The 17972-nt window shown below is 35.0% G+C and carries 18 protein-coding genes; 10 read left to right on the top strand and 8 right to left on the bottom strand.

The window, feature by feature from the left end:
* Positions 1 to 34: 34 nt before the first annotated feature.
* From PBT89_RS15440 to PBT89_RS15450, 3 genes are all read left to right on the top strand, one after another.
* Positions 35 to 1264 carry a hypothetical protein gene (locus tag PBT89_RS15440; protein ID WP_270062619.1) on the top strand — a complete coding sequence of 410 codons (1230 nt, stop codon included), beginning with the start codon at positions 35 to 37 and terminating at the stop codon, positions 1262 to 1264.
* A gap of 164 nt (positions 1265 to 1428) precedes the next feature.
* Positions 1429 to 1770 (top strand): T9SS type A sorting domain-containing protein, encoded by a 342-nt coding sequence (locus PBT89_RS15445; protein WP_270060025.1) that lies wholly within the window; start codon positions 1429 to 1431, stop codon positions 1768 to 1770.
* A gap of 116 nt (positions 1771 to 1886) precedes the next feature.
* On the top strand, positions 1887 to 2864 hold the full coding sequence (locus tag PBT89_RS15450; RefSeq protein WP_270062620.1) for a LuxE/PaaK family acyltransferase: 978 nt from the start codon (positions 1887 to 1889) through the stop codon (positions 2862 to 2864).
* Positions 2865 to 3052: 188 nt separating this feature from the next.
* On the opposite strand, the gene tyrS is transcribed toward PBT89_RS15450, so the two are convergent.
* On the bottom strand, positions 3053 to 4348 hold the full coding sequence (gene tyrS / locus PBT89_RS15455; RefSeq protein ID WP_270062621.1) for a tyrosine--tRNA ligase: 1296 nt from the start codon (positions 4346 to 4348) through the stop codon (positions 3053 to 3055).
* Between the two features lie 81 nt (positions 4349 to 4429).
* On the opposite strand from tyrS, the gene PBT89_RS15460 reads away from it, so the two are divergent.
* Positions 4430 to 5449 (top strand): NAD-dependent epimerase/dehydratase family protein, encoded by a 1020-nt coding sequence (locus PBT89_RS15460; protein ID WP_270062622.1) that lies wholly within the window; start codon positions 4430 to 4432, stop codon positions 5447 to 5449.
* Here PBT89_RS15460 and PBT89_RS15465 read toward each other — a convergent pair.
* The 3 genes from PBT89_RS15465 to PBT89_RS15475 are packed head-to-tail and all read right to left on the bottom strand — an operon-like array spanning position 5442 to position 8040.
* Positions 5442 to 5966 (bottom strand): DUF4296 domain-containing protein, encoded by a 525-nt coding sequence (locus PBT89_RS15465; RefSeq protein WP_270062623.1) that lies wholly within the window; start codon positions 5964 to 5966, stop codon positions 5442 to 5444. The genes PBT89_RS15460 and PBT89_RS15465 overlap by 8 nt on opposite strands.
* Complete coding sequence (locus tag PBT89_RS15470) at positions 5966 to 7309, bottom strand: dihydroorotase (RefSeq protein ID WP_270062624.1); 1344 nt, start codon at positions 7307 to 7309, stop codon at positions 5966 to 5968. Before PBT89_RS15470 ends, PBT89_RS15465 begins: the two co-directional genes overlap by 1 nt.
* A 5-nt stretch (positions 7310 to 7314) precedes the next feature.
* On the bottom strand, positions 7315 to 8040 hold the full coding sequence (locus tag PBT89_RS15475; protein ID WP_270062625.1) for a polyprenol monophosphomannose synthase: 726 nt from the start codon (positions 8038 to 8040) through the stop codon (positions 7315 to 7317).
* Between the two features lie 107 nt (positions 8041 to 8147).
* Here PBT89_RS15475 and PBT89_RS15480 point away from each other — a divergent pair, with 107 nt between their 5' ends.
* Together PBT89_RS15480 and PBT89_RS15485 are read left to right on the top strand one after the other, a co-directional pair.
* Positions 8148 to 8816 carry a DUF4271 domain-containing protein gene (locus tag PBT89_RS15480; RefSeq protein ID WP_270062626.1) on the top strand — a complete coding sequence of 223 codons (669 nt, stop codon included), beginning with the start codon at positions 8148 to 8150 and terminating at the stop codon, positions 8814 to 8816.
* Positions 8817 to 8830: 14 nt separating this feature from the next.
* Positions 8831 to 9577, top strand: coding sequence for a uroporphyrinogen-III synthase (locus PBT89_RS15485; RefSeq protein WP_270060018.1), 747 nt, complete (start codon positions 8831 to 8833; stop codon positions 9575 to 9577).
* A gap of 87 nt (positions 9578 to 9664) precedes the next feature.
* On the opposite strand, the gene pckA is transcribed toward PBT89_RS15485, so the two are convergent.
* Positions 9665 to 11275, bottom strand: coding sequence for a phosphoenolpyruvate carboxykinase (ATP) (gene pckA / locus PBT89_RS15490; protein WP_270062627.1), 1611 nt, complete (start codon positions 11273 to 11275; stop codon positions 9665 to 9667).
* Positions 11276 to 11346: 71 nt separating this feature from the next.
* Entirely contained in the window at positions 11347 to 11727 is a 381-nt protein-coding gene (locus PBT89_RS15495; RefSeq protein ID WP_270062628.1) for a DUF423 domain-containing protein, read from the bottom strand.
* 49 nt (positions 11728 to 11776) lie between these two features.
* On the opposite strand from PBT89_RS15495, the gene PBT89_RS15500 reads away from it, so the two are divergent.
* From PBT89_RS15500 to PBT89_RS15510, 3 genes are all read left to right on the top strand, one after another.
* Positions 11777 to 13150, top strand: a complete 1374-nt coding sequence (locus PBT89_RS15500) for a saccharopine dehydrogenase family protein (protein WP_270062629.1) — start codon at positions 11777 to 11779, stop codon at positions 13148 to 13150.
* A gap of 45 nt (positions 13151 to 13195) precedes the next feature.
* Positions 13196 to 13666, top strand: a complete 471-nt coding sequence (locus PBT89_RS15505) for an Lrp/AsnC ligand binding domain-containing protein (RefSeq protein WP_270060014.1) — start codon at positions 13196 to 13198, stop codon at positions 13664 to 13666.
* Positions 13667 to 14091: 425 nt separating this feature from the next.
* Complete coding sequence (locus tag PBT89_RS15510) at positions 14092 to 14625, top strand: ferritin (RefSeq protein WP_270060012.1); 534 nt, start codon at positions 14092 to 14094, stop codon at positions 14623 to 14625.
* A gap of 71 nt (positions 14626 to 14696) precedes the next feature.
* Here PBT89_RS15510 and PBT89_RS15515 read toward each other — a convergent pair whose 3' ends face one another.
* Together PBT89_RS15515 and PBT89_RS15520 are read right to left on the bottom strand one after the other, a co-directional pair.
* A complete protein-coding gene (locus tag PBT89_RS15515; protein WP_270062630.1) occupies positions 14697 to 16241 on the bottom strand; it encodes a glycine--tRNA ligase in 1545 nt (514 codons plus the stop codon).
* 62 nt (positions 16242 to 16303) lie between these two features.
* Complete coding sequence (locus PBT89_RS15520) at positions 16304 to 17188, bottom strand: hypothetical protein (protein ID WP_270060010.1); 885 nt, start codon at positions 17186 to 17188, stop codon at positions 16304 to 16306.
* 61 nt (positions 17189 to 17249) lie between these two features.
* Between PBT89_RS15520 and PBT89_RS15525 the strand changes: the two genes are divergently transcribed.
* Complete coding sequence (locus PBT89_RS15525; RefSeq protein WP_270062631.1) at positions 17250 to 17930, top strand: ComF family protein; 681 nt, start codon at positions 17250 to 17252, stop codon at positions 17928 to 17930.
* Positions 17931 to 17972: the final 42 nt, after the last annotated feature.

The following is a 17972-nucleotide window of genomic DNA, read 5'->3' on the forward strand; positions in this document are numbered from 1 at the left end:
CTTTTATATAATCCAATTATTAAATTAAACACTTATGAAAAAATTAAAATTATTTTATGCGTTTTTTGCACTAGCGCTATTATTAACTAGCTGTTCTAGTGACGATGACAACAACCCAGTAACAGATGACGATGGTGTTGCCGTAGAAGAAAAAGATGATGTAATTGACTCTCAAGATGATCCAGATTTAGATCCTGAAGATCTAAAAGGTGAGGTGCGTGCTGATGTAACTATTACTGCTGATACTGAATGGATGCTCACAGGAGCCTTGAGAGTAGTAGATGGCGTTACATTAACCATAGAGCCTGGTGTTACTATAAAAGCTCAAGCAGGAGGTACCGAAGTTTATATGGTAATTCTACAGGGTGCAAAAATAGATGCGCAGGGCACAGCTGAAGAACCTATCACGATTACTTCAGCAGCAGAGAATCCGCGTTCTGGAGACTGGGGAGGGCTTATATTAGCTGGATACGCCCAAATTAATTCTGGAGATGTTGCTACAACTGAAGTTGCTGAAGTAACTTATGGAGGTGACAACGATGAAGATAACTCTGGAATCATAGACTACATGATTTTAGAATACACTGGAGCAAGAATAGGTGGACAGCAAGAATTTAACGGTTTCACTTTTTACGGTGTAGGTAGTGAAACTTCAATAAGCAACATCATGGTAAGATACGGTGATGACGATGGTATCGAATGGTTTGGCGGTACTGTAGACGTAACAAATGCGCTAGTAGTTAACGCAAAAGATGATTGGTTTGATTGGACCGAAGGTTGGACTGGAAACGGTAAAAACTTTTATGGAATCAGAGAATTTGGATTTAATGATGTAACTGAGGATCCTAGAGGTATTGAAGCTGATAGTAATCAAGGCAACAATGACGCTTCACCAAGATCGAACCCTACTATCGACGGACTTACTCTTTACCACCAGTCTACTATTAACATGGCAGATATGATTAAAATTAGAAGAGGAAGTAACGCTACAATAACTAATGCGGTAGTGGCCATTTTTGCAGCAGAAGACGAAAATGCAGGAACTGCGTCTGATTTTATTGACCTTACTGATAATAGTGGAAACGGATCTAGCGAAACTTCTATTAATGTAACTGCTTTAGGAGGTATAGATGCTACAGCAATTAAAGATGCGGGTGCTACAAATATTACTGTAGAAGCAGGAAACACAGGAGCTGATACTTCAGTTTTTGCATGGACTGGATACACGTTCCCTTCTTTAGATTCTGCTGAATCTGAAGACTAAATTATTGCCAATAATAATATAAAAAACGGCTGCAAGTTGCAGCCGTTTTTTGTTACCATTTTTACTTCTTAAAATAAACATAAATACATCTCTTTTAATTATGCAAATTTTAGATAAACTTTTTCAATATTTGTTGTAAGTTTGCAATAACCGACTAAGAAAGAATGAAACAAAAATATCTCTACAGTCTTATCATGGTTCTATTTTTACTGATAGCTGCTCCTGCAGCTGCTCAGGAAAATGATCTACGCCTTAATAAAAGGACTGAAGAGACAATTGATGGTCTTAGTATGTATCCAAATCCGGTTTCTGGGGACAAAGTTTATATTACCAGCACGAAGAATCTTGAAAAAGAAATCGAAATTTACAACGTTCTGGGAAAAGCCATCAAGAAAACTAAACTTATCGGTAAAGAGCTTGACATTTCTTCTTTAGATGCTGGCATTTACATCGTAAAAATCAAAGAAAAGAACGAGATTGCCACGCGCAAGCTTATTGTTAAATGAAGAGGAGAGGCTTCGGCCCACGACGCTCTTCCCCAAGAGGCAGATAAACTTTATTCTTGCGATTAATTATTCCTTTATTTTTTATTCTTTCTAACTTTGCTTAAAAATTGCAGACAATGCAGAAAAGCAAAATTTTTGATATTCAGTCTAAAACTGATTTTAAAAAAATAAGCCTCGAAATCTTCGAATTTCAATATAAGAATAACAAAACCTATCAGGATTTCTGCAATCACTTACATAAGACTCCAAACAACGTTCAGCAATTAGAGGATATTCCTTTTCTACCTATCGAGTTTTTTAAGAGTCACCGCATACTTTCAGAAAATAAACCAATAGAGATCACTTTTACCAGCAGCGGAACTACTGGAAATAAAACCAGTAAGCATTTGGTTACAGATTTGGATATCTACGAACAAAGTTTCGAAAAAGCATTTCAGCAATTTTATGGTGCTGCAGAAGACATCACTATTTTAGCACTTTTACCATCTTACTTAGAACGCGAAGGCTCTTCGCTTATCTACATGGCCGAGCATCTTATTCAGAAAAGTCAAAAAAAAGAAAGCGGCTTCTATTTACACAATCTCGAAGAACTAAAATACAAGCTTATCGAGCTCGATAAAAAAGGCGAAAAAACGCTTTTAATTGGTGTTTCTTTTGCTTTGTTGGATCTTGTAGAAAACCACCAATTTGAGCTTAAAAATACCATTGTAATGGAAACTGGCGGAATGAAAGGTAGGCGTAAAGAAATGATTAGAGAAGAACTGCACACCATACTTGCCAAAGGTTTTGGTGTTTCGTCTATACATAGCGAGTATGGTATGACCGAGTTACTTTCACAGGCTTATTCTAAAGGAAATGGCGTGTTTGAATGCCCGCCTTGGATGGATCTTATTATTAGAGATCCTGAAGATGCTTTAACGACAGTAAAATCGGGAAAAACCGGAGGAATAAATGTAATCGATCTTGCGAATATTAATTCTTGCTCGTTTATTGCTACTCAGGATTTGGGAAAAATAAATAAAGATGGAACGATAGAAATATTGGGGCGTTTTGACAATAGCGATATTCGTGGTTGCAACCTAATGGTTTTATAATCAAATATTTTTAAAACTAATTGTAAGTTTACAACTCTAATTACGACTTATCTTCAGCAAAATATATGATTGTGGTAATCATAGGTTTTCGCAAATAAAATTTTTCATATTAGATTGGTTAGTTAGTTGAAAAGCCCCTTCTGAAAATTCAAAAGGGGCTTTTTTATAATCATATTTAGGTTTATAATTTATACTACAACCAAAATGTAGGTATTCTTTTTACCTTTATTGAGAATAACATATTTATTATTGATAAGATCATTATTGGTGATCTTGTAATCTTCTTTTACCTTTTCTTTGTTTACGGAAACCGAGTTTTCTTTTAAAGCTCTTCTGGCTTCTCCGTTAGATTTCAAAAAATCGGTTTTAGCAGAAAGTGCTCCAATCATATCCAAACCTTCTTCAACATCTGCTCTAGAAACTTCAGCTTGTGGCACTCCTTCAAATACATCTAAAAAAGTTGCTTCATTTAAAGATTTTAGATCTTCTGCAGTGCTTTTTCCAAATAAAACTTCAGAAGCTTTTACGGCATTGTTATAATCTTCTTCAGAGTGTACCATCACGGTAACTTCCTTCGCTAAAACTTTTTGAAGTTCTCTTAAATGAGGCGCTTCCTGATGTTTTGCAATTATCTCAGAAATCTCCTCTTTACTCAAAAATGTAAAGATTTTGATATATTTTTCAGCATCCGCATCACTGGTATTTAACCAATATTGGTAAAATTTATAAGGCGAAGTTCTATTGGCATCCAGCCAAATATTTCCACCTTCAGTCTTTCCAAATTTTGTACCGTCTGCTTTAGTAATTAATGGGCAGGTTAGTGCGTATCCTTTGCCTTCGCCAATTCGACGAATCATCTCTGTACCGGTTGTGATATTCCCCCACTGGTCGCTACCTCCCATTTGCAAAGTACATTGATGTTCTCTAAACAAATGTAGAAAATCATAACCTTGCACTAATTGATAAGTAAATTCAGTAAAAGACATCCCTTCTGAAGCATCTGAAGATAAACGCTTTTTAACCGAGTCTTTGGCCATCATGTAGTTCACACTTATGTGCTTCCCAACATCTCGAATAAAGCCAAGAAAAGAAAATTCCTTCATCCAGTCGTAGTTATTCACCAAAACTGCAGTGTTCTCTTCTGCTCCTTCAAAATTTAAAAATCTTGAAAGCTGTTCTTTAATCGAATTTTCGTTATGTCTTAAAGTCGCTTCATCTAACAAATTACGTTCTGCCGACTTTCCCGAAGGATCACCAATCATTCCAGTAGCACCACCAACCAAAGCATAAGGTTTATGTCCCGCTAATTGAAAATGACGCAACATCATAACTCCTACCAAGTGACCAATATGTAAAGAATCTGCTGTTGGGTCGATCCCAACATAAGCAGCGCGCATTTCTTCGTTTAGATGATCCTCTGTTCCCGGCATCACATCGTGAATCATACCGCGCCAGGTAAGCTCTTCAACAAAATTTTTGTTCATAATTAACAATTTGTTCTTAAAACAGCTGTAAAGATACCATTTACTATTATTTTTCCTAAGTGCTTTAATTATATTTACAGCATGATTTTAGTAACAGGAGGCACTGGTCTAGTTGGAGCGCATTTGCTTTTAAAATTAGCAGAAGAGCGGCAACATATAAGAGCAATCCATCGTGTGACAAGCGACTTACATAAAACGCTAGAGGTATTTTCGTACTACCACACGAGGGAAGAAGCAGAACGATATTTCAAAAAAATCGAATGGGTGATTGCTGAAATCACTAATATTCCTCAATTAAATGAGGTTTTTAAAGATGTGACCCAGGTTTATCACTGTGCAGCTCTGGTCTCGTTTAATCCTAAAGATGAGAAAGACCTACGAAAAATTAATATCGAAGGAACAGCAAATATCGTAAATCTATGCATCGCCAACAGCATAGATAAGCTTTGTTATGTAAGTAGCATCGCCAGTTTGGGAAAACCAGTAATTTCTTCGGAACCTACTACAGAAATAACAAATTGGAATCCTGAAACAAACAATAGCGATTACGCGATATCTAAATATGGTGCTGAAATTGAAGTATGGCGAGCTTCCCAGGAAGGCGTAAAGGTAATTATAGTAAACCCTGGGGTGATTATTGGTCCGGGATTTTGGAAAAAAGGAAGTGGGCAAATTTTTAGTCGCATTCAAAACGGCTTAAACTATCATTTCCCCAAAGTGACTGGCTTTGTAGGCGTAAAAGACGTTGTTGATGTGATGATCAAATTAATGACTTCTGAGGTTTTCAATGAAAGATTCATTTTAGTTGCTGAAAATCTTAGCTTTAAAACGATTTTTGATATAACTACGGAAAGCATCAACAAACCCAAACCAACAAAACCTCTAAAAAAATGGATGATCTCTTTGGGATGGTTTTTTCAGAAAATAGCTTCTGTTTTTGGATATAATCAAAATATTACTAGAAGTGATATTTCCGGAATTTTCGAAAAATCTGTATATGATAACAAGAAAATAAAAAAAGAATTAAATTTTAAATTCACGCCAATCGAAGAAGTAATTAAGGAAACCGGAAAGTACTTCCTTAAAGACAAGGCTAAATAAATTCTAAAACGCCTATAAATAATCTATTGTACTTCGCCAACTTTAAGCTATCCGCTTTTTGTACTGAAGTTCTTTTATCCTCTTTAATAGATTCGATTGTATCTTCCATTTCAGGCGATTCTATATCTAATTTTGTCTCCTTAATAGAGTCCTTAACGACCTTTTCCTGTTCTTCTAATTTGTTATAATGCTCTTTAAGGGCATCTAAAGTATCCTTTACCCTATCAAAAATACCTACATAGTCATTATAATTTTCAGAATAATAAGCGTTGCTTTTCTGAAACTGCACACTATCTATGGAAAATTTTTCATAGATATACTTATCAGGTTTTAAGCCGGTCTGCTCCAGCTTAATCTTATTATAATTTCGTGCAGAATTCACCAAAACAATTTCAGTAAGAATATCAACCATCTTATCCATGGGAATAAGATTATCGGGTTTACTCAAATGCTTTACGTCCTGGCAGGAAAAACCAATAAAAATTAGAAAAATAAGGCTGTTTTTTAAGAATCTCATTACCTATCGAACTCCAATTGCTGTGCCACATTTGCAAAAGGCTGATGCTTAAAATTCTTGTACACCAGTTTTCCGTTTACAAAAGTATGGGTAATCCTAGATTTAAAAGTCACTCCTTCAAAAGGAGACCATCCGCATTTATAAAGTATATTATCAGATTTTACCTGCCATGGTGCATTAAGATCTACAAGAACTAAATCTGCTTTATAACCTTCGCGAATATATCCACGATCTTTAATATTAAAGAGGATTGCTGGGTTATGGCACATCTTTTCGACAATCTTCTCTAAAGATATTTTTTCCTGATGATAAAACTGAAGCATTGCTGGTAATGCATGCTGCACCAAAGGACCTCCACTTGGAGCTTTGGTGTATGGATTTTGTTTTTCCTGTTTAGTATGTGGGGCATGATCTGTGGCCACAACATCTAGCCTGTCATCGTTTAACGCTTTCATTAAAGCTTCCTGATCGTTTTCTGTTTTCACAGCAGGATTCCATTTAATAAAGGTGCCCTTTTTTTGATAATCATTATCATTAAACCAAAGATGGTGGATACAAACCTCGGCAGTGATCTTTTTATCCTTTAAAGGTTTTTTATTGCTAAAAAGCGCTAATTCTTTAGCAGTAGAAACATGAAAAACATGTAATCTCGCCCCTGTTTTTTTAGCTAATTTTACGGCATTAGAAGACGATTTATAACATGCTTCTTCACTTCGTATTTTGGGATGAAGTTCTATAGGAATATCATCACCATAACGCTCTATACATTCCTTTAAATTATTCTGTATGGTTTCTTCATCTTCGCAGTGAACTGCAATCATTAATGGTGATTTGGAAAATATTTCCTCTAAAACCTTTTGATCGTCCACTAGCATATTTCCCGTAGACGATCCCAAAAATAATTTTAAGGCTGCTGTCTTTTTAGGATCAACTTTTAAAATTTCTTCTAAATTGTCGTTGGTACCCCCAAACATAAATGAATAGTTGGCATAAGATTTTTCAGCAGCTAACTGAAATTTCTTCTCTAATTCGTCTATTGTAGTAGTTTGTGGCAGTGTATTAGGCATCTCGATAAAAGAAGTAATACCACCGGCAACGGCTGCTTTACTTCCGTTCTCAATATCTTCTTTATGAGTTAAACCAGGTTCTCTAAAATGTACCTGATCGTCTATAACCCCGGGTAAAAGATGGCTTCCTTCCGCATCAAAGATCTGCACATCTGGCGACTTTGCACTTATGGTTTCAGCAATCTCTACTATTATTCCATCTTCAATAAAAACGTCACCTTCAGTAATTTTGCCTTCATTTACAATTTTGGCGTTTTTTATCAGGACTTTCTTCATCACTATTATCTTCTGTTAAACAGACTTTTTACTTTCATTTTTACTACTCCAAAAACAGCTTCATAAATAATAGAGCCGCTCATTTTAGAGGTTCCTCTGGTTCTATCTGTAAAAATAACCGGCACTTCGGTTATCTTAAAACCAAATAGATGAGATTTAAATTTCATCTCTATTTGAAACGCATAACCTACAAATTGAATTTTATCCAAATTTATACGTTTTAGAACTTCTTTTTTATAACAAACATAACCAGCAGTGGTATCATGAATGTCCATCCCTGTAATCAATCTAACATATTTAGACGCTAGCCAGGACATTAATACACGATTCATTGGCCAGTTAATTACGTTAACTCCGGTTACATACCTAGATCCTATTGCTACATCTGCATCTTCTCTTTTGCAGGCATTATATAAACGTATAAGATCGTTGGGATTATGGGAAAAATCGGCATCCATTTCGAAAATATAATCGTATTCTCGTTGCAAGGCCCATTTAAACCCGTGTATGTAAGCAGTTCCCAAACCTGTTTTTTCTTTACGCTCTTCTAAAAAAAGTGCTTCAGGAAACTCTGCTTGTAAAGTTCTTACTCTGGTTGCAGTACCATCTGGTGAACTATCATCTACTACCAAAATATGAAATTTGCGCGGTTGAGAAAAAATATTTCTAACCAGACGCTCAATATTTTCAATTTCATTGTACGTGGGTATAATTATAAGCCCATGAACCATTCTATCAAATTTTGCACAAATGTAGGGATTTTAAACCATGCTTTTGCTTTCTTTTGTTTTTAAGCTTAGTTTTTATCACATTGCTTTAAATTTGCAGAAAAAATAAATTGCAGACTATAGAACGTTACACCGAACCTTTAGATTGGATCACTATCATATTCTTGATCTGCTTTGTAATGATTGTAATCGTTAGAAACCTTTATAACCAGCGTTTTAACGATTTTCTTTCTATTCTCACTTCCAACAAATTTATGCTGTTTAAAGGAAAAGAGAACAATCCTTTTCATGGATTTAACATTTTGCTATTCAGCGTAAATGCGCTTTCAATATCGGTGCTTATCTTTTGGGTTTACAAGTTTTACCACAATCCTACTACTGAGGATTTTGCCCTCATTTATATTAGAATTCTTACTGCTTATGTGTGTTTTATACTTTTAAAATTCGGAGTTGAAAAAATTATTTCCAACATTTTCGATATGGATCAGGCAATAGACCTCTATCTATTTCAGAAATTAAGCTATAGAAACTATATCGCCCTTCTAGTTTTACCGGTAACACTTTTATTAATTTACACCGTAAATATTAATGATTTTTGGGTTTATGGTTTGGGTAGCGCTATACTTCTAGCAAATTTAACAGGAATATTTAACATCTTTAAGCAATATCAAAGGTTAATTACAGACAACTGGTTTTATTTTATTTTGTACCTTTGCGCTCTCGAAATTGCCCCTTATTTTATTTTATATAAACTGATAGTAGTTTATCAAATGATCTGATAAAGAATTGATATATGAAAGTGAAAACAATTTTGGTTTCTCAACCAGAACCTAAAATAGAAAACTCTCCATATTTTGAACTGGAGGAAAAACAAAAGGTTAAAGTTGATTTCGTTCCTTTTATACACGTAGAAGGTGTTTCTTCAAAAGAAGTTAGACAGCAAAAAGTAGATCTTTCTAAACATACCGCTATAATCTTAACCAGCAGAAATGCCGTAGATCACTTTTTTAGAGTAGCTGAGGAAATGAGATTTAAAGTTCCAGATTCTCTTAAGTATTTCTGTCTTAGTGAGGCAGTAGCCTACTATTTACAAAAATATGTGGTTTATAGAAAAAGAAAAATTTACGTAGGTAAACGTACATTTGAAGAATTATCGCCTCTTATTAAAAAGTATAAGAACGAAAAGTTTTTATTACCATCTTCAGACATGCTTAAACCTATTATACCTAAAACTTTAGATAAATTAGGTGTACAATGGAAACAAGCAGTTTTTTACAAAACGGTAGTAAGCGATCTTTCGCATCTTAGTGAGGTAACTTATGATATTCTGGTATTTTTTAGCCCTAGCGGTATTAAATCTCTATTTGAAAACTTTCCAGACTTTAAACAAAATAATACAAGAATTGCTGTTTTCGGAAACACCACCATTAAAGCAGCTAAAGACCACGGTTTAACAGTAAATATTAAAGCGCCAACATCAGAAACCCCATCTATGACGATGGCTCTTAGTAAATATATAGCAGAAGCGAATAAGAAATAAAGGCTTACCTTCTATTAAATTAAAATCCGGTGCTTTGTCTATCAAACACCGGATTTTTTGTTCAAAAAAGCAACTAATTAAAAACGACTAAAAATTACATTCATAATTTACTGGAGCTCCTGAAAGAATTTCATAATCAGCATACTCCTCAAATTTTTTGAAATTTTTTATAAAGCTATCGGCCAAATATTGTGCCTTTGCATCGTAAGCTTCTTGATCATTCCAGGTTTTTTTGGGATTTAAAATATTAGATGGGACATTTGGACAATACTTGGGAATTTTCAAACCAAAATATTCTTCTTTTTCAAAAGTAATTTCTTCAAAGTTTCCTGCTAATGCCGCATCGATCATCGCTCGGGTATAACCTAATTTCATTCGTTTTCCAGTTCCGTAAGGACCGCCTGTCCATCCCGTATTAACAAGCCAAACATTTACTTTCGCTTTTTTCATTTTTAGACTTAGCATTTCAGCATATTTTGTTGGATGTAACGGCATAAAAGGTGCACCAAAACAAGCTGAAAAGCTGGGCAATGGCTCATGCACACCTTCTTCAGTTCCTGCAACTTTTGCGGTATATCCGCTTATAAAATGATAGGCGGCTTGTCCCGGGCTAAGCTTACTTATTGGTGGTAGCACACCAAAGGCATCTGCAGTTAAAAAGAAAATATTCTTAGGATTTTCCCCAATAGATGGTTGCTGAATATTATGAATATGATCTATTGGATAACTTACACGCGTGTTCTGAGTGATGCTTGTATCTGTATAATCTACTTCACCATTTTTAAAAACAATATTCTCTAAAATCGCACCTGGTTTTATCGCGTTATAAATGTCGGCTTCATTTTCTTTCGATAGATTAATAACTTTTGCATAACAACCACCTTCGAAGTTAAAAATTTTATCATCTGGCGACCAACCATGCTCATCATCTCCTATTAACTTCCGTTTAGGATCGGCAGAAAGCGTAGTCTTTCCCGTACCGGATAATCCAAAAAATATCGCGGTATCACCTTCCTCCCCTACGTTTGCAGAGCAATGCATCGGCAGCGTATTTCTATCGACCGGTAAAATAAGATTTAATGCTGAAAAAATACCTTTTTTAATCTCTCCGGTATAACCAGTCCCTCCTATTAAAGCAATTTTTTTACTAAAATTCAAAATTGCGAAATTTGGCTGGCGTGTACCGTCTTCTTCAGGATTTGCTTTAAAACCGGGAGCATTTAATATAACCCAGTCTTCCTTAAAATTTTGCAATTCTGCTTCCGTAGGTCTTAAAAACATATTGTAAGAAAACATATTAGACCACGGATATTCGTTTATAACTCTAATGTTTAATTTATAACCCTTATCAGCGCAGGCATAAGCATCTCGAACAAAGACTTCTTTTCCAGACAGGTAACTAGCTACTTTATCATATAATTTATCGAATTTCGACGCATCAAAAGGAATATTAATATCTCCCCACCAAACGCGATCTTTAGTTACTTCATCTTGAACGATAAATCGATCTTTGGGCGACCTCCCAGTGAACTTTCCTGTTTTAATAGCAAGCACACCATTTCTAGTTTCCTCTCCCTGTTGATTCTCAATGGTTATTTGTTGAAGTTCTTCAGGTGATAATTGGTAATTCGCTTTACTATTTTCGATTCCATATCTATTTAACGAAATCGTTTTCGTGATAATGCCTTTTAAATCCATAATTTGTCTATTTATGTCTTATACAGCAAATTTAGGAATCTTCAACAAAAGACCTAATTTTATAAAATAAATTACTGATATTTTAACTTAAATGCTCTAAATATAAGAAGTGTCCAACCAACAATTAATAAAGCACCTCCTAAGGGAGTTATCAATGCGATGCTACTAAGATCTAATCCAGCTAACTGATCTAGGCTCAATAAATAAATAGATCCACTAAAAAATAAAACACCTACGCAAAAAAACCAGTACAAAACAGCACTTTGTATTTTATGAAGATTGGCCAAAGCAAGAAATAAAAGTGCATGGTACATTTGATATTTAACTCCGGTTTCAAACGAGTTCAACGTTTCTACATCAAGCACGCTTTTCAATCCATGGGCTCCAAAGGCACCAAGAATTACGGCTAAAAGTCCAAATATTCCTCCTGTCACTAAAAATCTGCGCGTCATACTAGAAGTTTTAATATCTTAGTTAACATTACACAAAATTAGTTGAATTATGCAACAAATCCTGTTAATTGGCGCGGGAAAATCTACCGCTGTTCTTATAAAATATCTTTCAGAAAAATCTTCTGAAGAAAACTTTACACTTCTTGTTGCAGACAAAGATTTATCGCTTGCGAAAAAAGCAGTCCAAAATCACCAAAATTGTCATGCTATTAGCTTTGATATTTTTAATGCTGAAAGTTGCGAAACTTATATCGCACCTGTAGCTATTGTAATCTCTATGCTCCCAGCAAGATTTCACATAAAAATTGCAAAAGTCTGTCTGAAATTGAAAAAGAACCTAGTAACGGCATCTTACATTACCGCAGAGATGAAAGCTTTAGATGTTCAAGTGAAAAAGGCCGGACTTATATTTATGAATGAAATTGGCGTTGACCCGGGAATAGATCATATGAGCGCCATGCATATAATTGATAGAATTAGAGATAATGGTGGAAAAATAATAATGTTTGAATCTTTTTGTGGCGGACTTATAGCTCCAGAAAATGATACTAATTTGTGGAACTATAAATTTACCTGGAACCCGCGTAACGTTGTAGTTGCCGGGCAAGGTGGTGTTGCTGAATTTATTCAGGAAGGAAAGTACAAATACATTCCTTATCACCGCTTGTTTAGAAGAACAGAATTTTTAGACATTGAAAATTATGGCCGATTTGAAGCTTACGCTAATCGAAACTCTTTAGATTATCGCAAAGCTTACGGGCTGGACGATGTTCTAACACTTTACCGCGGTACGATACGCCGGGTAGGTTTTAGCAGAGCGTGGAATATGTTTGTACAATTAGGAATGACCGATGATAGCTTTACAATGGAAAACTCGGAGGACATGACTTATAGAGAATTCGTAAATTCTTTTTTACCGTATTCTCCTACAGATTCGGTCGAACTAAAATTAAGACACAACCTAAAAATAGATCAAGATGATAGCATGTGGGAAAAATTACTAGATATAGATCTCTTTAATCCTAAAAAAACCATTGGAATAAAAAATGCTACACCAGCACATGCGCTTCAGAAGATTCTTGAAGAGCAATGGAAACTAGCCTCAGAAGATAAAGACATGTTGGTAATGTACCATAAACTTGGCTACGAAATAAAAGGCAAGAAAAAACAAATTGATGCTACCATGGTTTGTATAGGTAAAAATCAAACAGAAACAGCAATGGCGAAGACAGTTGGATTACCTGTTGGTATTGCTACAATAAAAATTTTAAAAAAAGAAATTACTACTCCTGGTGTGCATTTGCCAATTTCAAGGGAAGTTTACGAGCCGATTTTGAGAGAACTTCAACAAAACGGTATCAATTTTAAAGAAAAACAAACTACTTACTTAGGTTACAACCCTATAGGTGGTGTAAGTAATTAGGAAATGAAATCTTTTTTCCTATTTTAGCTTTATAACTACAACCAAATGAAGATTATAGATCAAAATGTTGTTATCGATGGTATCGATAAAACCATTCTTAACTTTCTTATGGAAGACGCCAAAAGGCCAATTTTAGAAATTGCTAAAAACATAGGAATTACTGGAGCAGCAGTACACCAAAGACTAAGAAAACTAGAGAAATCTGGGCTAATAGAAGGTTCCAGACTTATTATAGAACCAAAGTTATTAGGCTATAAAACCATGGCATATGTTGGAGTCTACTTAGACAAAGCAGTAAGTAACCCACTTGCTGTTAATAAACTTAAAGAAATTCCTGAGGTTATCGAATGCCACTACACAACCGGAAACTGGTCTATTTTTATAAAAGTACTTTGCAAAGACAACGAACACTTAATGAAAGTGCTGAATAAAAACATTCAAGGTATCGAAGGTGTTTCCCGTACAGAAACCTTTATTTCGTTAAATCAACAAATTAGTCGACAAATTAAGATTTGATATTTGGATTTATTCTAAATTAAAATTAATTTTGGCCACAAATGAATACGATTTATACATCCAAATTCTTTGTTGCAAGCCAATGCGACCATAACCGAAAGTTTTACATAGACTTTGGGCATAAAACGGTAAAGTTTACCTTTTGCCAATTACTAGCTTTTCGACATAAGTTGAATGCAATCCAAATCGAAAATCATTTAAACGGAATAAATCCACATGGGCTAGAAGTATTAAGCCTTTGTAATCGCGAACATCTTTTTGTCTTCAATACATATGAGGTCCTCGATTTGAGAGATTTAATCAGCGGAACTTTCGCTATGATGGAAATCAACTCAGTTCTTGCTTGATATTAGACTACTTCTAAATTAACCATCCTATTAGCTAATTACTTCTTTTTTAGGTATTTTTACATAAAATTTAAACCTATGAAAGACCTTGTAAGACAAAATCTACTAATACATGTAGATGTTTTAGATCTATTAAATAAACAGATCAAACAGGAAGCACAATCTTCTGCCGCTTATCTTGCAATGGCCTCTTGGTGCGATCACAACGGACTAGTATATAGTGCTGAATTCTTCTATGAGCAATCTAAAGAGGAACGTGACCATATGATGAAAATATTTCACTTTATAAATGATAATGGTGGAACAGCATATTCTCCTGAAGTAGCAAATATTAATCACGATTTTACTTCTTTAGAAGAAATTTTCGAAACCGCATTAGATCAAGAGATCGCCATTACAAAAAGCATTCACAATATTATTTATGAATGCAGAAATAAACGTGATCTTACTACTGAAAACTTTTTACAGTGGTATGTAAAAGAGCAGATGGAAGAAGAACAAACGATGCGTAGAGCGTTAGAATTGTTTGATCTTATTAATACTGAAAATGTTGGACTTAGATTCTTAGATGAAAGAATCAAAGAAATTAGAGAAGAAGCAAATCCTGAATAATTTCAGAGAACAACAAAGCATAAAAAAAGACGGTTTAAAACCGTCTTTTTTCTTTTATAATAATGACTTATTTACTTCGCATTTTTCAACCAGTGTTTAAAATTCACTTCTTGATCGATAATCGAAGCTAATTCTGTAATTGGAACTCGTTTTTGTTCCATCGTATCACGATAACGTACCGTAACCGATTTGTCTTTCAAAGAATCGTGATCTACAGTAATACATAATGGCGTTCCTGCCGCATCCTGGCGACGATAACGTCTACCCACAGCATCTTTCTCATCATATTGCACTCTAAAATCCCACTTAAGCTCTTCTACAATTTCTTGCGCTAATTCTGGCAAACCATCTTTTTTAACCAATGGTAAAATCGCTGCTTTCGTTGGCGCTAAAACCGCCGGTAACTTAAGAACTGTTCTCGATTTCCCTTCACCAAGATCTTCTTCTTGTAATGAAGCAGAAAATACGGCTAAGAACATACGATCTAAACCAATAGAGGTTTCGATTACATATGGCACGTACTTCTCTTTCAGCTCTGGATCATAAAAACGAAGTTTCTTACCAGAATGTTCTTCGTGCGCTTTAAGATCGAAATCGGTTCTTGAATGTATTCCTTCTAATTCTTTAAATCCGAAAGGAAAATCAAACTCAATATCGGTAGCTGCATTGGCGTAATGTGCTAACTTCTCGTGATCGTGGAAGCGATATTTATCATCTCCTAGACCTAAAGAAGCATGCCACTTTTGACGCGTCTCTTTCCATTTTTCGAACCAACTAAGTTCTTCTCCAGGACGTACAAAAAATTGCATCTCCATTTGCTCAAACTCACGTTGGCGGAAAATAAACTGTCTCGCAACAATTTCATTTCTAAAGGCTTTACCAATTTGTGCAATTCCGAAAGGGATTTTCATTCTTCCGGTTTTTTGAACATTAGCAAAATTCACAAAGATACCCTGTGCCGTTTCAGGTCTTAAATACAGATCTGTTGCACTATCTGCTGAAGCTCCAAGCTTAGTTCCAAACATTAGATTGAACTGTTTTACATCAGTCCAGTTCTTAGAACCACTCTCTGGGCAAGCAATTCCTAACTCTTCAATCAAAGCTTTTACATCAGCGAGATTTTCTTCAGTTAAAGATTTTGCCAAACGCTCCAAAATTTCTTTTTCTTCAGCTTTGTAGCGTTGTACTCTTGGATTGGTTGCTACAAATTGGGATTCATCAAAATCATCACCAAAACGCTTTTTAGCTTTCGCAATTTCTTTTTGTGCTTTTTGATTGATTTTTTCAGCATAGTCTTCCACCAAAACATCGGCTCGATAACGCTTCTTAGAGTCTTTATTATCTATTAGCGGATCATTAAATGCATCTACGTGCCCAGAAGCTTTCCAGGTTGTAGGATGCATCAAAATTGCGGCATCGATGCCTACAATGTTTTGATGCAATTGCACCATGCTTTTCCACCAATATTCTTTAATGTTTTTCTTTAATTCAGCACCGTTTTGACCATAATCATAAACAGCGCTTAATCCGTCATATATTTCACTAGACGCAAAAATATACCCATACTCTTTGGCATGGGATATTACGTTTTTGAATAAATCTTCTTGTTTTGCCATACAGCAAAAATAAAAAAACCGCCATGATATAACTCATGGCGGTCTGTAAAATTTTGAGTTTCTTATCTTAAGCTAAAAGAAGCGGTACCAATTAATGCTGCATCGTTATAAACATAAACCTTGTAGTTTCCTTCTAGCAATTTTTCTTCAACAGTATTAGCTAGAATACATACGTCTAATTCTTCATTCTCATAATACACCGTACTCTGCGCACTATATACCATTACTCCACCATCATGGGCGACCGGAATCTTATCGCCAACCAAATCATTTTCAGGATTATAAACCTGTACATAAAGATTTTTCTCTCCAGCTTCAGCAAGATCGTTTGCTGTAATAGTGAAACATGTTCTTATTTGATCGATCCTTCTTGTACGGTCATTTTCCACAATTTTACCGCTATTTCTAACAATTACACCTTCTCCTCGCAAACTTGTTATTTTTAATTGTGAAGCTCTGTCTACTTTGTTAGCTAAACTCTGATTGCTGGTTTGAAGGGAATCAGAAAGTCTTGTTTTTTGTGAAAGCTCGGTTTGTGTACTATCGATGGTCATGGCCATACGCTGATTTTGCGCACTTAGACTATCCACTACCCTAAATAATCTCTCTTTTTCTGCTTTAAGGTTGCTAATCTCTCTTCGATATCTGGTAATCAATACAAGATTTGCCTCATAATCTTTAACCGAATCTAATAAGCGATTAATCCGCTCTCTAGCATTCACTAGATTTTGATCCATGATTTCATTTTCATCGATGGCCTGATCATACTTAACTATAAGTTCATTCAGCTCGTTTTCTATCGCCGCTTTTTCCTTCTGAAGAATTACCTTATTTTCCTTTTCTTCATTATAGAATCTAACAGTATAAATAGTTAGCGCCACCAGGGCAACCGCTAAAACACCAATAAGAATCTTCAATGCAGTATTATTCTTCTTTTCAGTCATCATAAAGTTTTTAATATTTTATAAATTTAGAGGTTTAAGGCTTTTCACCACAACCGCTTAACAAATGTTTCACGATTTTATAAACCTGTTCTATCCAATCACCTGCAATTGCTGTGACAGGCCATTATTAAATCATGAAAAAGTGATTTGCACCTCTTGCTTACATCAACTTCCCGTAACAAATTACCAACCTAATAACGTGAATCAGGCCGATAAAGTATTTTATGGTAGAGCTGAAATTAACGCTGCGTATTCACTACTGCTTTTTCGTAAAAAGGGCATGGTGCAAACCTTGCTTCATAACCTCAAATATAAGAGACAATTTGAAATAAGCCATTTTTTAGGACGATGGACAGGCGAAATTCTTAAAAACACGCCAAGATTTAAGCAAATTGACCTGGTGATCCCGGTTCCACTACATAAAAAACGTTTAAAAGAACGCGGCTACAATCAGGTAGAAGGTTTTGGTAAAGAAATCGCAAAAAGTCTGGATGCCGTTTATCGCGATGATCTTTTACTAAAAACAAGTTTTTCAAAAAAGCAGGCACTAAAAAATCGAATATCACGATGGAATCTTATGGAAGAATCTTTTCAGCTTAAAGAGCCATCAGTAATTTCAGGAAAACACATTCTTTTAGTAGATGATATTCTAACTACAGGAGCCACTTTAGAAGCTTGTATTAATTGTTTACGCTATTCAGAAAAAATAAAGATCAGTATCGCTACTATGGCAATTACCGTATGATTGTTACGTTTAAATTTAAAATAATCGTTTCTTTGCGGGACG

The organism is Zunongwangia sp. HRR-M8, assembly GCF_027594405.1.
Classification (GTDB): Bacteria; Bacteroidota; Bacteroidia; order Flavobacteriales; family Flavobacteriaceae; genus Zunongwangia.

Excerpts from the sequence above, each read along its gene's own strand:
- PBT89_RS15440 (WP_270062619.1), top strand. The coding sequence starts at position 35 with ATGAAAAAATTAAAATTATTTTATGCGTTTTTTGCACTAGCGCTATTA.
- PBT89_RS15445 (WP_270060025.1), top strand. The coding sequence starts at position 1,429 with ATGAAACAAAAATATCTCTACAGTCTTATCATGGTTCTATTTTTACTG.
- PBT89_RS15450 (WP_270062620.1), top strand. The coding sequence starts at position 1,887 with ATGCAGAAAAGCAAAATTTTTGATATTCAGTCTAAAACTGATTTTAAA.
- tyrS (WP_270062621.1), bottom strand. The coding sequence starts at position 4,348 with ATGAACAAAAATTTTGTTGAAGAGCTTACCTGGCGCGGTATGATTCAC.
- PBT89_RS15460 (WP_270062622.1), top strand. The coding sequence starts at position 4,430 with ATGATTTTAGTAACAGGAGGCACTGGTCTAGTTGGAGCGCATTTGCTT.
- PBT89_RS15465 (WP_270062623.1), bottom strand. The coding sequence starts at position 5,966 with ATGAGATTCTTAAAAAACAGCCTTATTTTTCTAATTTTTATTGGTTTT.
- PBT89_RS15470 (WP_270062624.1), bottom strand. The coding sequence starts at position 7,309 with ATGAAGAAAGTCCTGATAAAAAACGCCAAAATTGTAAATGAAGGCAAA.
- PBT89_RS15475 (WP_270062625.1), bottom strand. The coding sequence starts at position 8,040 with ATGGTTCATGGGCTTATAATTATACCCACGTACAATGAAATTGAAAAT.
- PBT89_RS15485 (WP_270060018.1), top strand. The coding sequence starts at position 8,831 with ATGAAAGTGAAAACAATTTTGGTTTCTCAACCAGAACCTAAAATAGAA.
- pckA (WP_270062627.1), bottom strand. The coding sequence starts at position 11,275 with ATGGATTTAAAAGGCATTATCACGAAAACGATTTCGTTAAATAGATAT.
- PBT89_RS15495 (WP_270062628.1), bottom strand. The coding sequence starts at position 11,727 with ATGACGCGCAGATTTTTAGTGACAGGAGGAATATTTGGACTTTTAGCC.
- PBT89_RS15500 (WP_270062629.1), top strand. The coding sequence starts at position 11,777 with ATGCAACAAATCCTGTTAATTGGCGCGGGAAAATCTACCGCTGTTCTT.
- PBT89_RS15505 (WP_270060014.1), top strand. The coding sequence starts at position 13,196 with ATGAAGATTATAGATCAAAATGTTGTTATCGATGGTATCGATAAAACC.
- PBT89_RS15510 (WP_270060012.1), top strand. The coding sequence starts at position 14,092 with ATGAAAGACCTTGTAAGACAAAATCTACTAATACATGTAGATGTTTTA.
- PBT89_RS15515 (WP_270062630.1), bottom strand. The coding sequence starts at position 16,241 with ATGGCAAAACAAGAAGATTTATTCAAAAACGTAATATCCCATGCCAAA.
- PBT89_RS15520 (WP_270060010.1), bottom strand. The coding sequence starts at position 17,188 with ATGATGACTGAAAAGAAGAATAATACTGCATTGAAGATTCTTATTGGT.
- PBT89_RS15525 (WP_270062631.1), top strand. The coding sequence starts at position 17,250 with ATGTTTCACGATTTTATAAACCTGTTCTATCCAATCACCTGCAATTGC.